General features: G+C 56.0%; 11 protein-coding genes. 4 read left to right on the forward strand and 7 right to left on the reverse strand.

Annotated features, from left to right (window positions below):
• Positions 1–5 precede the first annotated feature (5 nt).
• The 4 genes from BLS30_RS10020 to BLS30_RS10035 all read right to left on the reverse strand — a co-directional run bounded on the left by BLS30_RS10020 (position 6) and on the right by BLS30_RS10035 (position 4,646).
• Positions 6–1,061: a flagellar hook-associated family protein gene (locus tag BLS30_RS10020; protein ID WP_170832447.1), complete on the reverse strand. Its 1,056-nt coding sequence runs from the start codon at positions 1,059–1,061 to the stop codon at positions 6–8.
• 4 nt (positions 1,062–1,065) lie between these two features.
• Positions 1,066–2,526 carry a flagellar hook-associated protein FlgK gene (gene flgK, locus BLS30_RS10025; protein ID WP_090228421.1) on the reverse strand — a complete coding sequence of 487 codons (1,461 nt, stop codon included), beginning with the start codon at positions 2,524–2,526 and terminating at the stop codon, positions 1,066–1,068.
• A 40-nt stretch (positions 2,527–2,566) separates the two neighbouring features.
• Positions 2,567–3,826 carry a flagellar hook protein FlgE gene (locus BLS30_RS10030; protein WP_090228424.1) on the reverse strand — a complete coding sequence of 420 codons (1,260 nt, stop codon included), beginning with the start codon at positions 3,824–3,826 and terminating at the stop codon, positions 2,567–2,569.
• Between the two features lie 148 nt (positions 3,827–3,974).
• A complete protein-coding gene (locus tag BLS30_RS10035) occupies positions 3,975–4,646 on the reverse strand; it encodes a response regulator transcription factor (RefSeq protein ID WP_046479297.1) in 672 nt (223 codons plus the stop codon).
• 335 nt (positions 4,647–4,981) lie between these two features.
• Here BLS30_RS10035 and BLS30_RS10040 point away from each other — a divergent pair, with 335 nt between their 5' ends.
• Complete coding sequence (locus BLS30_RS10040; RefSeq protein WP_090228427.1) at positions 4,982–5,371, forward strand: PilZ domain-containing protein; 390 nt, start codon at positions 4,982–4,984, stop codon at positions 5,369–5,371.
• Positions 5,372–5,447: 76 nt separating this feature from the next.
• On the opposite strand, the gene BLS30_RS10045 is transcribed toward BLS30_RS10040, so the two are convergent.
• On the reverse strand, positions 5,448–6,515 hold the full coding sequence (locus tag BLS30_RS10045; protein WP_090228430.1) for an extensin family protein: 1,068 nt from the start codon (positions 6,513–6,515) through the stop codon (positions 5,448–5,450).
• Between the two features lie 331 nt (positions 6,516–6,846).
• On the opposite strand from BLS30_RS10045, the gene BLS30_RS10050 reads away from it, so the two are divergent.
• The 3 genes from BLS30_RS10050 to BLS30_RS10060 all read left to right on the forward strand — a co-directional run bounded on the left by BLS30_RS10050 (position 6,847) and on the right by BLS30_RS10060 (position 11,529).
• A complete protein-coding gene (locus BLS30_RS10050) occupies positions 6,847–8,670 on the forward strand; it encodes a hypothetical protein (protein WP_210184024.1) in 1,824 nt (607 codons plus the stop codon).
• A gap of 204 nt (positions 8,671–8,874) precedes the next feature.
• Positions 8,875–10,470 carry a phosphate ABC transporter substrate-binding/OmpA family protein gene (locus BLS30_RS10055; RefSeq protein ID WP_082101183.1) on the forward strand — a complete coding sequence of 532 codons (1,596 nt, stop codon included), beginning with the start codon at positions 8,875–8,877 and terminating at the stop codon, positions 10,468–10,470.
• Between the two features lie 63 nt (positions 10,471–10,533).
• Entirely contained in the window at positions 10,534–11,529 is a 996-nt protein-coding gene (locus BLS30_RS10060) for a Bug family tripartite tricarboxylate transporter substrate binding protein (RefSeq protein WP_090228432.1), read from the forward strand.
• A 6-nt stretch (positions 11,530–11,535) separates the two neighbouring features.
• On the opposite strand, the gene BLS30_RS10065 is transcribed toward BLS30_RS10060, so the two are convergent.
• Positions 11,536–12,135 (reverse strand): nucleotidyltransferase family protein, encoded by a 600-nt coding sequence (locus BLS30_RS10065; RefSeq protein WP_090228435.1) that lies wholly within the window; start codon positions 12,133–12,135, stop codon positions 11,536–11,538.
• Positions 12,132–13,232: an XdhC family protein gene (locus BLS30_RS10070; protein ID WP_090228437.1), complete on the reverse strand. Its 1,101-nt coding sequence runs from the start codon at positions 13,230–13,232 to the stop codon at positions 12,132–12,134. Before BLS30_RS10070 ends, BLS30_RS10065 begins: the two co-directional genes overlap by 4 nt.
• Between the last annotated feature and the right edge of the window lie 274 nt (positions 13,233–13,506).

Here is a 13,506-nt window from a genome sequence, read left to right on the forward strand (position 1 = left end):
CGTCTCTATCGGAGGTAATTCACGAGGCTGAGACTCTGGATACGTACTGTCAGCTCATAGGATGTCTCGATGCGCGTCTTAAGCTCGTTTACGCGCACTTGAGCTTCGTAGCCGTCGACACCTTCCATTTCGCCGACACGCTCGTTCAATAATGCGATCTGCTTGTCGATCTTGTTATTCGCGTACTCCAAGCGCTCCTGCGAGTTGCCCAACTGGGCCTGAAGCGTAGCGATCCCAGGAATCGCCTCACCGATAAGTCGCGTCGCCTCGTCGATGATCACGCCGTAGGCTTGATCATTCATGTTGTTGAGGCCCAGCTCTGCAATCATCGTGTAAGCCTTCACCAGCTTACGGATAGGCTCAGCATTCGCGGAAACCGAAGTCGAGATCCGCTCCGTAAGCGAAATCTTGTCGTAGCGTACGGCATCCGACGCATCCGACCATTCCGCAGACCAAGCAGGCTCCTCAAACTTCTGCGCAAAATCCGTATCAAGGAACGTCTGCAAGGTTGCAGCATCGATCGTTTCAACCGCAGGGTTATCTTGAGTAAGCCCGCCGAAGGCAGCAGAGAACGCCGCGTCTATCCCAACCTTATTGGTGGCGGTTGGTGAGGCGTAATAGTCAACAATCGGCTTATTCTGCGTGTTTATGCCGGCAAACATATTCGCGCCATCGAGGCCGGTATTGAGAATTTCCATCAGAGCCTGGAGCCGCGTCTTCGCCTGATCCTGCACAACGTCGGACCCAATTGTGCGATCGCGCATCGGAATAAGCTGCGTGAGGAAATCTTCCGCATCCGTAACAATCGCCGTTAATGCGGCCTGCGTTGTGTCCATACGGATCGCGATACTGTCATTGGCCTGCTTAATACTCCCGATCTGAGAGAATTGAGCGCGCAGGGACAACACCTCACTGGTCCGGTTCCCGAGATGCAACCCCATATCGGCAGCACGAAGCGTAAGCGACTCTTTATGCGCGACCAAGTACTTCGACTGAAGCTCAGCAACAGATGCCCGCAAGCTCGTCGAAATGTGTGATGTAGAAACCTGACTGATTTTCATATCGTCATCCTGTGGCTTCGAGCAGCGCGAGGAACATGTTGTCGATAGTCGAAATGAGACGCGACGACGCTTGATACGAGCGCTCAAGGTCGAGCAGCAACGACATCTCTTCATCGACATTGACGCCGGTAGCGTTCGACAACGCCTCAACCGACCGGGTCACCACTGCGCCCCTCAAATCAGCTTCGCTTTTCGCCGCAGAGCGAGCTTCACCGAGCCATCCGCCGGACGCAGACGCATAGTTGATCAACGTTGCGGAATTTCCGGCCTCAGCTGAGAGGTCAAAGCTTCGCACAGCTCCGAATTTCTCCAGAAGACCATGCAGCCGGTCCGAATAAGAGGCCGCTCCCTCCACGTTGTAGACATATGCTGGATTGAGAGGGTCGGAAATCCCACCATCGCGCAACCGCATCAAATCTCCACCAGCATCAGGGTCCACGTTGGGATTGATCATGATGGATGCCGCGAGACCATCAACAACGACTCCCGATGCCGGAACACCCGTAAGTCCAGGCGCTGTAAACAAGCCCGGCAGATCCGGCAGCGTCGGCACCGCGCTTTGATCGCTCTCTGCGAAAACTTCGACAAGCCCGCGCGCAATCTCATCAAGCTGGCTTTGATAGGTCGGCGCGATGGTATCGCGCACCTCCATGAGCCCCGCGATACGCCCCGTAACCGATCCTGTCATCGGCACGCCATCGACATAGACCTGGTTGGCGGTCTGTCCAGCAAGCAGCGTTGGTGTCGGCGTGAAGGAAACAGTACGCGGCCCCTTATCGAAGAGCGTAACGCCATTGCTTAGAAAGATCGCCATGTCGTTGTTGGCACGCAAAACCGTGCGAACCTCGACTTCGCCCGAGATGTTGCGCAACAGCTCATCGCGCTTATCGAGCTGATCGGTGACATCGAGTCCAGCTTGCGTACCCTTAATGATCTGCTCATTGACCTTATCGAATTCCTTGAGCAGCTGATTAAGGTTCTCGACACTTCTATTTATGTCGGCGTCCGCACGCTCACGCACAGTTCGCACTTCTTGAGAGGCGTTATTCAGGGACTCGGCGACACGTACTGCTGAATCCAACGCGGCCCGCGCGGCAATCGCATCGTGTGGCCGCGCCGCATATTCCTGCAGGCTATCCATGAGCTCCTGCATCATAGCGGCAGGAGACGCTCCGAGTTCGGGATCGCCGACTGTAGCATCGAGCGCATCAAGCGCATCGGCGATCGCCAATTGAGCTTCATGACTGGAAGCCGACCTCATGAGGTTTTCCAGCAGGGCCTCATCGGCAAGCCGTTGAACCGTCCCAAGCCGCGCACCTCCGGTAATGGAAGTAATAAGGTGCGCGACCTTACGCGATGCATAAGGGTCATCCGCCCGCGTAACGTTACGCGTCAGAATCGCCGTTTGCTCAGACGTTGTCCTGAGACCCTGCTTGGCGATATCCAAGCCAACAGACAGCGACATTGAATGAGACCCCTACCCTGCTTTGCTAAACTAGTGCGCGTTACCGTTTCAGGTTGACCAGAACTTCGAGGAGTTCCGAACCTGTCTGGAAGACTTTGGAGTTCGCTGTGTAGTTGCGCTGAGACTCGATCATCGTCGTCAACTCGCTCGCGAGATCTACGTTGGAGCTCTCCAGAGCACCGGAAAAGATGGTTCCGAGCGCGCCCTCTCCAGGAAAACCAATCTGCAAATCACCGGACTCGGCGGTAATTGAAAAGACGGTCCCGGATTCCGGCTTCAGTCGGTCAGGGCTCGCAACATTGGCCAGCGGAATACGGTAGATCGCGGAGCGCGCTCCATTCTCGTAGACCGCATAAATAATACCGTCATCGGCAAACTCGACCGATTCAATTGCAGCCGGTTCGCTACCATTAACTTCCGCATCCAGAACGGTATAGCCAGTGCCCTTCTCAGTTGTTGCCGACAGATCGATAACAAGGCTGGAACCGTTCGGAACTGGAATTGTAATGTCCGTGAAGCTGCCGGCATCAAGCGCGCCCGTGGTGGGATCGAACGTAAGCGTCTGCGTGGACAATGGGGCCGCCGCATAAGGAAACCCGCCTCCAGGAGCAGCGTCATCACGATCAAAGACGGCAACTTCCCATTGGTTCGCAGCCGTCTTCGTATAGTAGACGTCTAGAATGACTTCTCGGCCGACACTGTCATATGCCTTCAACGAAGACGTATGCGTAAACGTCGAACCGGCCACGTTGTCGGACGGCAAACTGCCCGCAGCCACAATGCCCTCGTTGACATCCAGGTTGGTCGTCATGACACCTTCTGTCGAGGGCTCCGACACGAGCGTCACACTACGAATATTGACGGCCTCAAGGCCGGCCGTACCGTTGATCACCGCCCCTGTGTTGCCGTTGGCGATCGGATACCCCATGAGGCGAAAGCCGGCCGTATTCATGAGCGTACCATCTTCCAACGGGACAAAGGCACCCGCACGCGTTAGAGAGACCCTGCCCTCAGCATCGCCGACCATGAAAAAGCCCTGGCCATTGATCGCGAGGTCATAACCCGACGCCGAATACTCAAGCGTGCCTTTCTGGCTAATCGCATAGCGGGTCTTGGACTCCACACCGCCCGAAGCATAGTTGGTGCCGTGATTGTCGAGGACGAGAGCTGCGAACTCAGTTGAAGCGCGCTTGTAACCGGTGGTCCTTGCATTGGCGATGTTGTCAGCAACCGTACCAAGACGGTTGGACTGGGCCCCCATGCCGGACACACCCGTCCGCATCAAATTGTACACGCTCATTAGATCGTCCCTCGCTGGATCAATAAAAGCAGTTGGAGCGATGACATCACGCGGGACTTATGCGGGCCTTACAGCAATGCTCCAAATTCGTACAAAAACTCAAAGGTTAATAATGTGTTAACGCACTTCAGGCAGGACAAACTAACGCTCAATCCGAATGCAGCCGGTAGCCAAGATGACGCTTTGAATCGATGGGATCGTAACCGAGGCGCTGCCGCAAACGCTTGCGCAGTTTGCTGATGTGACTCTCGACGACGTTGTCATCGATTTCGCGATCGAACAGTCCGTAAACGAAGTTGAAAATCTGCGCCTTCGTCACCCGGCGCCCCTGGTTGCGCACGAGATATTCCAGAATGCGCAATTCACGCCGCGGCAATGGAAGCGGCACCCCTCCAACCTCGGGATCTCTTCCCTCGGAGAACACAACGATTGGGCCGGCCTCCAATTCATTATCAGAAGTTTTTGCGCGCCGACCAATTGCGCCAATTCGCGCCATGATTTCACGCACATGGACTGGCTTACCTACGACGTCGTCAACGCCGGCGGCGAATAAATCCAAAGTTTCGTCGAGAGTTTTCTGATCATCCATCGCAATAATGGCAGCGGACGATCTTTTCTTTATAATCCGTGCAAGCGACCTGCGCCCGTCACAGTTTCCAAGTAAAAAAGCTTCAATTGACCCAAGGTCCGGATCCGGCGCAGCCGTAAACCAACTATCGAATTCTGTTGGACAAAACCCTGTAGTCGCCACACCCTCACGATCGAACATTGACGCATAACCGTTGATGACAAGCTCGCGCTCGTCGACGATCACGATCATCTAGATATCCCCCTAAAATCGAATCATTCAATTCGACTTCCCCTATCGCGGGGTAACTTCATGGAGAATCTGCGTCAAGACTTCGGAATTGCTGAATTCGTAAATATAGCGTTTTGAGATATCCGCATCACGCAATTAGTTCGCGTCAAGAGTCAAAAATGTTACAGGACGTCCCTGTCTCGGGTACTTGTTACACAGAACATCTGCTCAAGGATTTAAGTGTAGCCACACTCGAGATTGCGCCATCAGGCCGATTTGATCTCGCAAACCGAATATCAATATGTTGCGGCCAAACTCTGGGGCTCTCACGACTTTAGGGACCTTAAGGTAGCAGCATGGCGCACGTCAGCGGGCGGACAAGTACTAAGGATCGCCAATCCACCAAAGACCGTCGCAGCGATAAACGCGACGATACCGAACAACTTATTGTCGTCCGGACGCCCAAGGGCGACCTCGTCGGCGAACTGCTCGACATCTCTGCCTCTGGGGCCAAGTTGCGTATACGTGACGGCCTATGCCCAGAGACCGACGAGGCCGTCAGCATCGTGCTTTTGGACAAGACGGAATTGGCCGGCACTGTTTCGAGAATAGATAAAAAATCGATTGGTATAGCCTTCGATATCAAGCTTCTGCAGCCTGCCGATTACCTACACCATGACCATCTGGGGTTTGATTTCTACCGGTCCATCCAGAGCCTTCAGTCCAAGCGGCTCAAGCAAAAATAAACGAAACTCTTTCCGCCAAGGCACGCTCTGATTGTCGTTGTCCTGCGCCGGCCTATCGAGGCTTTGACGAATAAATCTACTCACAAAAGGCTCGGCGCCGACGGTGAGCAAGATCGAAATGAAAATGATCGCGATGCGCCTCATTGGCCTCCGGCCCCAGCACGGTCCCAAATATACCGCACGCGCTTTCGTGAATCGATTTCAGAAACCGGGCCTTGTTCGACGTTGCAGGCTTGAGGGCCGTCTCTGTCTCGCCGGTATTATTCGTCTGGCTGTTTTCAGCCTCAGGCCTTCGGCTAGGAAGCGGAATACCATCAGACTTCGATAAGCTGGCTTTCTGTGCGGTCTTGGAAGCGGGAATGGGCGGCGCCAACTTCTTAGTTGTATCTTCTTTTTGGGGGCGCCCCGCGCGCGCAGCCTTGATGTCTCGCGCGGTCGCCCCCCAATCCTGAGCGACCGAAATGACTTGTCGATCCGCCGTCTTGAACTTCCCAATGTCTATGGCATTGGCCAACGCGTGCTCACTGAGCTTGTTGACCGATGTGCCATTTCGCATCCGGCAACTGTAGGCAGACACGCTTTCAAAGGCGACAATTTCAGAGCCGAGCAGTTCTTTCGCTCGAGGCTGAAGTTGCGTTTCCACCCAGCGGTGCAGGGCAGCAACCATCGAGCAATTCATCGTTGCGGGCGGCGAGAGCACAACCGGGTTCACCAATCCAATCCGACGCAAACGCACGGGGGCCGCTGCCCCACAAGCTCCATTCTTGATGGGAACCGTGACGTCCACCTCCGCCGCAATAGGCCCGAGCATTTTGATGCAGTCCCGTAAAGCCCGGGCGACCTCCTCTTGAGACCATTCGTCAGGTTCTGGAGGCTCAGGTTCGGCCGCCGCTTTGGGCACCGGTATTGCAACATCCTTCGTGGCTGGCTTCGCAGGAGACTTACCGGGATCCATTGGCCTTTCCGGCAAGGGTATATCCCGGACCTGCCGCGCGCGACGTTCAGGTGCGCGCTTACTTTTTTGCGCTAGCACAATGGGACGCGTTTGCTGAGATTTCTCAGCGATTGCCGTCGACGAACCAGAGACTTCCGCAAGAACGGCCAAAGTCCCGGCAATAACCGAAACAAGCGTTAGGGCCCTCATGAACGCTGCGCTTCTCTGATCACCGTACCCTTGGTGATCTGTTCCGCATCCGCAAAGCCACACCAGCGCCCCGCCAGATCAGTTTCGCCCATCCGCCGTCACAGCCCTCTATCCAAACTCCCAAACTCTTCCGTTCGCTCCATAATATTTGAACTCAAATTGTGTCGCGATCCGGATCGCGCGGAGAATAGATCGAGCGATTTCCGTCCCAGCCGTTGCAGCTGCGCTACGCTTGTCCAATGACAGGTCGCCATGCACGCGAAAGCGGCACGACAGGCCCCGACTTTTTCCTATACTCGGCCCGAGCCAGTTTCGCGGAAGGGACACGACCATGGCAGAACCGAAATCAGGCACCGGCTCCGTCAAGGTCCGGTGGCTCGATTACTTGTTCGGACGCAATACGCTGATCGGCATCGCCTCGCTTATGTTGCTGGCCATCTCAGGTTACGCAACCTGGAGCGGAATGAACGATTTCATCGTTGGTGTCTCAACCTCGCCAGCGAGCCAAGGACGGGAAATTCCCGGCGGCCTCTCTGTCTCCAATGAGTTCCTCGTCATAGCCGTTGTTGTCGCTCTGACATTTCTCATGTGGCTCGCATTGCGCGAAACCTTTGGCGCTGGACGTTCCTTGCGCGATCGCCTCATCACCTTCCCGCTCTACTTATTCCTGGCGGTCTGGTCGATCGGCTTTGGCTACGGATTCTGGTGGAGCCTCATTGCCGGCGAAGAGGCGACCCGCACCAGCATGTCGGGGCTTCAGGAAGACGCCCGGGCCGCAAGCTCCGTTGTTGCAGCTCGGCTGGACGCAGTACGCATACAATTAGACAACGTTGTCACGTGGTCCGAAAGCCAGATGGCGCGCGAAGAAACGAGTGGAGGGAGTTGCGGCCAGCCCTCAGGCGCCGGACGTGGGCCCCTTTACAATGCGCGCTTAAGCGTCCGGGACGCCGTTGCTTCCTTACGCGAAAGCATCACCACCTCATGGATCGCTCCGGTTCAAACCGACATCGAGGAATTGCGAAAATCAGCCGCAGGCCTGGAAGGCATCACGGTCGAAGAGCGGCAACGCGAATTTGAGGCAAAAGCGCGAGACATCCGGACCCATGCGCGCAACATCGCGTCGCGTAGCAATGAATTGGGCAAATCCGTCGCCACAGAAATGCGCGCGCTGGCGGAAGTGGTTTCCATCCCGCCAGGAAAAGCCGGATTCTCCTGTTACGATCCGACGTTGGCCCAGCGCCTGCGTCAAGCGGCAGATCAAGCCGATGAACCCGCCAACCTTGATCTACGGGTCGCCTCCTTCAATGAAGGTCCAGCCGGCGTCGCAAATGCCATCAAGAACCTCTGGTCAAACATCGGTGCCTATTCAAGCAGCCTCTTCAATTACGTAATCTCGGGAGGTGAGCAGGCTTACAGTCAGACGGAAAGTGGCCAGCCCATTACAGGTCGCGACCTGATCGCTTTACTCGCGAGCATCGGCATCGACCTCGGCTTGTTCGTCCTCATGGTCCTCAACCCACCATCAACGCCGCCGAGTCGACCGCGCACGAGCTCCATGGTCATCGCGCAAATTCGCTCGGCCATGGACATGGCGATCGCACGCGCGCCCGGCGCTGATATCGAGTGGGTCCGCCGTCATTTCATCTACCACAATCACGCGTCTTACTTCGTCATTCCAAATCTCTTCAGCACCGATTCGGACAATCAAGACGAATCCGCCAAAGCCCTCGCCATGAATCAGCTCGCTGGCGTCCTTGACGACCTTGACCTCGTGCGTTGGCCAACCCGCGCTGAACTAAAGACACTAAAGAACGAAGAAACGGGCAGCAGCGATACGGATCTAACAGAGATACGCAAAGAACGGCTCCGCGAGCTGGAGCAAAACAAGGGTATCGAACTCGACCAAGCCAAAGCCGAACAGATCCGGACCGCCGAGCCTGTACGCAATCATGGCCTGTTCTCCAAAGCCGAGCGTGTCCTCACCATCGCCGGTTGGAGCGAAAAGGCGCGTCGGGACATCGAAATCTTCAAACTCGTTGACGTAGAAGGTTTGACACCACTGCTTGAGGTGTTGAATGAAACGCCCGCAACCAAAGGGGCTAAACCCGCGGAGTCCACGACGCCGAAACAGATCGCGCCCCCGACAAGCATCTAATTAAATTGAAAAATGCGAGAGGGGGCTCTCCTGGTTCGTTTTGGCGCCGGATGATATGCGTAAAAAATCAACCATGAAGATCAAAAACACGCGCTCTTGTACCGGAGCGCCCCTAGGAAAAACAATATTGGAAGATTGTTTGACCGCGGACGGGCCGAAACGATAACGCGGCACCGCTAGAGTTTTGCGTGGGGAGGGTGGGCAATGGCCGGATGGGTCAGTTCCGCAAGGGCCGTGTGCGTACTAATACTATTTTCATTGATATCTTCATTTACCGCCGCGGCAGAAGAGGTTCGGTTACGCCTCAAAGGCGGAGACTTTGAAATCGTAGGGGACTTGGTTTCCTTCGACGGACGGACATACGTCGTCCTATCCCCTCTCGTCGGTCGCATGAAGGCAGACGCATCACGCTTTGAATGCATCGGCGGAGCCTGCCCGAATCTCACGACGACAACGCAGCCGATACCGGCCAAATTAGCGCCACTACCAGCGTCGGGTAAAATGGCCATAGCCGGCTCCCATACTATCGGTCATGCGCTTATGCCTGCTCTGATTGAGGCTTACGCTGACACTTTGGGACTGTCCGTTTCCACCGCGGTTGGATCTGATCCCAAAAATACGACGGTGAAGCTGACATCATCAGACGGACGTCACGCAGGAACCATCGATCTCCGTCGGCAAGGTTCCGATACTGCGTTCACCGAACTCCGCGCGAAAACCTCCGAACTCACGATGTCATCGCGACCGATCGCCGATCTGGAGGCTACCGGCCTCGCCGCAGCCGGACTCGGCAATATGCATGCACCCACACATGAGCATGTCCTGGCACTGGATGGCTTGGTCGTTCTGGTCTCGCCGGACAATCCAGTCGTAGCAATATCAATTACCGATCTCGCCCGGGTATTTGCTGGCGAAATAACCGACTGGTCCGAACTTGGTGGCAGAGAGGGAGCAATCAACCTCTATGCCCCAGCGGACGGGTCCGGCACGTTGGACACGTTCCAAACGCTCGTGCTTGAACCGAACGGCAAACAAATGGCCGAAAGCGCCAAGCGCACCTCCGATGACGCGGAACGATCAAACTGGATAATTGCAGACCCCTCCGGCATTACATTTGCCAGCATTGCCTACCAGCGAAATGCCAAGGCTCTCAATATCGAATCCTCGTGTGGTCTTATCTCCCGGCCCTCTCGCTTCGCAATGAAGACCGAGGAATACCCGCTCACCCGCCGCCTTTACTTGTACACGCCGGGACGCCCGAAAAATCCGCTCGCAGCTCGCTTCTTGGACTTCACCTTATCTGAGCAAGCGCAGCCTGCCATTGCACGCACCGACTTTATCGATCTGGGCAGCGACTCCCTCACCTTCCGAGACCAGGGGGCTCGGATCGCCTACGCTTTGAACGCGCACGATGAAGATTTCGATCTCGACGCAATGCGCCAACTGATCAGCGAGATTGCTCAAGCCGAACGGCTCACGACGACATTCCGCTTCAAAAGTGGATCAGTCGGGCTCGACAACAAAGGTCGGCAAGACATTGAGCGCCTCGTCACGACAGTGCAATCACCCAAATTCCGCGACCGCCAGCTACTCGTCCTCGGTTTCTCCGATGCTGTTGGCGGCTACGACGAGAACCTAAGACTCTCTGAGGTACGCGCAACGGCAGTCGCAGATCTCCTAAAAAAATCCGGCGTCACCAACGCAATCGCCAAAGGATACGGCGAGTTAGCACCCGTGGCCTGCAACGACACCCCCGCCAGCCGCAACTACAATCGTCGCGTCGAAATCTGGGTGAAATAGCTTCGCTCCGGCAGCGGTGCGCTTTCGCTGCAAGGCAAATCGCCTAAGAACTTGGAGGATAGGATGCTGCGATTGCATCTTCGCCAACTCAGGATAGGCGTAGCCTTCATCCTGGCCGCTTTGCTCTCCACATGCGTAACAGCAGCGGCTCAATGGCAACCAAACAAGCCCATAACGTTTATTGTAATGGCGGGTCGCGACGGCGGTGCGGACAAGGCCACCCGCTTCATTGTCGATCTCATCGAACGCAATCAACTGACCAAGGCAAAATTCGAGGTCGTGAACATTCCAGGTAACTCCGGCGCAGACGCACTTCAGGAGTTGCAGCGACGCGCCGGCGACGACCATATAATTCTGTTCACGCTCAATAGCTTCTACACAACACCCATTGATAAACCGGAACTCAAGATCGACATCGGCGCCTTCGCACCCATCGCGCGTTTGGCCGAAGATGTGTTTCTGCTCTGGGTGCATACAGACCGCAAAGACATCAACACGATCGAGGACTTCGTACGCGAGGCACGCACCAAGGGTAAGGATTGGGTCATGTCCGGTACGGGGACAGGAGCTGAAGATCATTTACTGACGGAGTTCTTGAATGCCACCTTCGGACTCGACATGTCCTATCGCGCCCTCAAAGGCGGCGGCGCGGTAGCCAAGGAGTTAACCGAGAAGCTGTGCGACTCGACGGTCAACAATCCGTCTGAGCAACGCAAGTACTACGAAGCCGGCATCACCAAGCCAATCGTAGCCATTACCCCGGCAAGGATCACCCAATTCCAATCTACTCCCACTCTTCGGGAAACCGGCATGGACTTCAACTACTTCATGCAGCGCTCTGTCGTCGGGCCACCCTCCATGACCAAAGCAGCTCAAGCCTACTACGCCGATCTATTCAAACGGGTTTTCACATCCGCTGACTGGCAAAACTACAGAAAGAAGAACAGCCTGAGCGGAGAATGGCTATCCGGACCGGACCTCGCCGCATATTGGCTTAAGGAGCGCGAAAAGCACGCGCGCTGGAAAATGACGATCGAAGTCTTGAGGCCCGCGCCCTGACTTCGTTCAGTGGACACGCCCACCCAGCAAACGAACAAAGTCCTCCGGCGTATCGACATCTGCGAACAAACTGGCATCGCTTTGCGGGACTTGAACGACCTGTTCACGCAGCTCATCGAGAAGCTTCTTGCCGCCCTCAGAGCCGAGAGCTTTCAACGCTTCGAAATGCGCTGCCGGCCACAAAACAGGATTGCGCTGTTCGCCGCTCGGTGTCACCGGCACAATGATCTTGCGCCCACCCTCGCTTGCAAAGCACGCGATCAATTGATCTAAAAATTCCGACGTCATGCCCGGCATATCCGCTGGCAGGACGAACGCCCCGGAGACACTTGTGTCCAATGCCGCAACCCCCGCGGCGATCGAAGTTCCCATCCCCAACGCGGCTTTCGGATTTTCAACGATGGAAACCGGAAGTCCGAGGAGCGCCGTAACCACATTCACGGCGGCGGGCTGCGTTACGACGAGGCACACTGCAACGCGGCTCGCGACAACGGCTTCGCAGACCTTGCGTACCAATGCTGTCCCATCGAGTTCCGCGGTAAGCTTGTCGGCAGTGCCAAACCGACGCGAAAAGCCAGCCGCCGGGATGACACAGCCAATTTTCATTTTCTCCGCGGTCCCCGATAAGTCAGGACAATTTCAGCTAGGATTGAAAGCGCAATCTCTTCAGGCGTCCGCGCCCCAATGTCGAGCCCAACCGGCGAGTGCACACGATCGATTTCTTCAGACGCAAGGCCGGCAGCAGCGAGCCGCTGTCGGCGTCTTACGTGATTACGTGTGGACCCCAGCGCTCCGATATAGCGACAGTCACTCTTCACCGCCAACTTGAGCGCTTCATCGTCAATGTGCTCGACATGCGAAAGCGTAACCACGGCCGAATACTCATCAAGGCCAAGTTCCGGTATCGCATCCTGTGGCCAGGCAACAATAACGTTTCGATCTCGAAAACGCGGCAAGGCTGCATACGCCTCACGGGGATCGACGATGACAACATCAAGGTCAACCAACGGTGCCATCGATGCGAGAGCCTGAGCTGTGTGCGTTCCTCCGATAACGATGATACGAGCACGGGGCACCACGGCCTGAAGGAAGACTTTACGTCCATCCACTTGGGCTAGCCCACTATGCCCGGAAGCCAATCGCTCCTTGACTTCAGCTGGCGCGTTATCGCCCGGCTTGAAAAGGTCTCGCTGACCCGTATCAAGCTGACGCAACGCGACGATCGGACGACGACCTTCCCGCGCCGTAATCACTTCATCGATGAAAGCCAAATCATCATCTGGCGTAAGCCGCTCGACAAACACCATAATGCGCCCGCCACACGGCAGCCCGGCCTGCCAAGCCGTCTCATTGGTGATGCCGAATTCCAGCAGCCGCGGCGTACCGGTCTCAATGATCTCGGTCGCCGCCACGATCACCTCGTTTTCGACACAGCCACCCGAAACCGATCCCTGGAAATTTGCACCATCGGCTATCACCATCTGACCGCCGATTGGAACAGGTGACGATCCCCAGGTGTCCGCGACAGTCGCTAGGCCGATCGTCCAGCCTTCGCGAAGCCACGTTTGGCATTGCTTCGCAATATCAAGCGCCGCTTCGGCTGGTTTTCCGCCGGCGTCAGCTTTCGAGGTTATCGTGAGGTTCACATCATCACCTATCGCATTGCACTTCATATCAGTCGGCCCTGCCTCGGAGATCGCCATAACGTCTCACTGAAGGATCTTAGGAGATAGAGCAGGTTATCCCGCGCAACACATAAGCCGCCTTCAAAATATGATGAAGACGGCGCACACTTAAGCTAATGGTCTCGGCCCGACATACCGGATTAAGGCCAACGGAGTGCCATTTGCACACACCCAGCTGTGGCTCACGGGCCACTCGCGTAACCACAGCCCCATTCCCCTTGGTCAAACCAAGCCCACAATAGCCCATAAGCTAACAGTCGGATCTTGACTGCGGGCCCTACAGCGGCTTTCA

The sequence above is a fragment of the Filomicrobium insigne genome (assembly GCF_900104305.1).
GTDB classification, from domain to species: Bacteria; Pseudomonadota; Alphaproteobacteria; order Rhizobiales; family Hyphomicrobiaceae; genus Filomicrobium; species Filomicrobium insigne.

Excerpts from the sequence above, each read along its gene's own strand:
- BLS30_RS10020 (WP_170832447.1), bottom strand. The coding sequence starts at position 1,061 with ATGAAAATCAGTCAGGTTTCTACATCACACATTTCGACGAGCTTGCGG.
- flgK (WP_090228421.1), bottom strand. The coding sequence starts at position 2,526 with ATGTCGCTGTCTGTTGGCTTGGATATCGCCAAGCAGGGTCTCAGGACA.
- BLS30_RS10030 (WP_090228424.1), bottom strand. The coding sequence starts at position 3,826 with ATGAGCGTGTACAATTTGATGCGGACGGGTGTGTCCGGCATGGGGGCC.
- BLS30_RS10035 (WP_046479297.1), bottom strand. The coding sequence starts at position 4,646 with ATGATCGTGATCGTCGACGAGCGCGAGCTTGTCATCAACGGTTATGCG.
- BLS30_RS10040 (WP_090228427.1), top strand. The coding sequence starts at position 4,982 with ATGGCGCACGTCAGCGGGCGGACAAGTACTAAGGATCGCCAATCCACC.
- BLS30_RS10045 (WP_090228430.1), bottom strand. The coding sequence starts at position 6,515 with ATGAGGGCCCTAACGCTTGTTTCGGTTATTGCCGGGACTTTGGCCGTT.
- BLS30_RS10050 (WP_210184024.1), top strand. The coding sequence starts at position 6,847 with ATGGCAGAACCGAAATCAGGCACCGGCTCCGTCAAGGTCCGGTGGCTC.
- BLS30_RS10055 (WP_082101183.1), top strand. The coding sequence starts at position 8,875 with ATGGCCGGATGGGTCAGTTCCGCAAGGGCCGTGTGCGTACTAATACTA.
- BLS30_RS10060 (WP_090228432.1), top strand. The coding sequence starts at position 10,534 with ATGCTGCGATTGCATCTTCGCCAACTCAGGATAGGCGTAGCCTTCATC.
- BLS30_RS10065 (WP_090228435.1), bottom strand. The coding sequence starts at position 12,135 with ATGAAAATTGGCTGTGTCATCCCGGCGGCTGGCTTTTCGCGTCGGTTT.
- BLS30_RS10070 (WP_090228437.1), bottom strand. The coding sequence starts at position 13,232 with ATGGCGATCTCCGAGGCAGGGCCGACTGATATGAAGTGCAATGCGATA.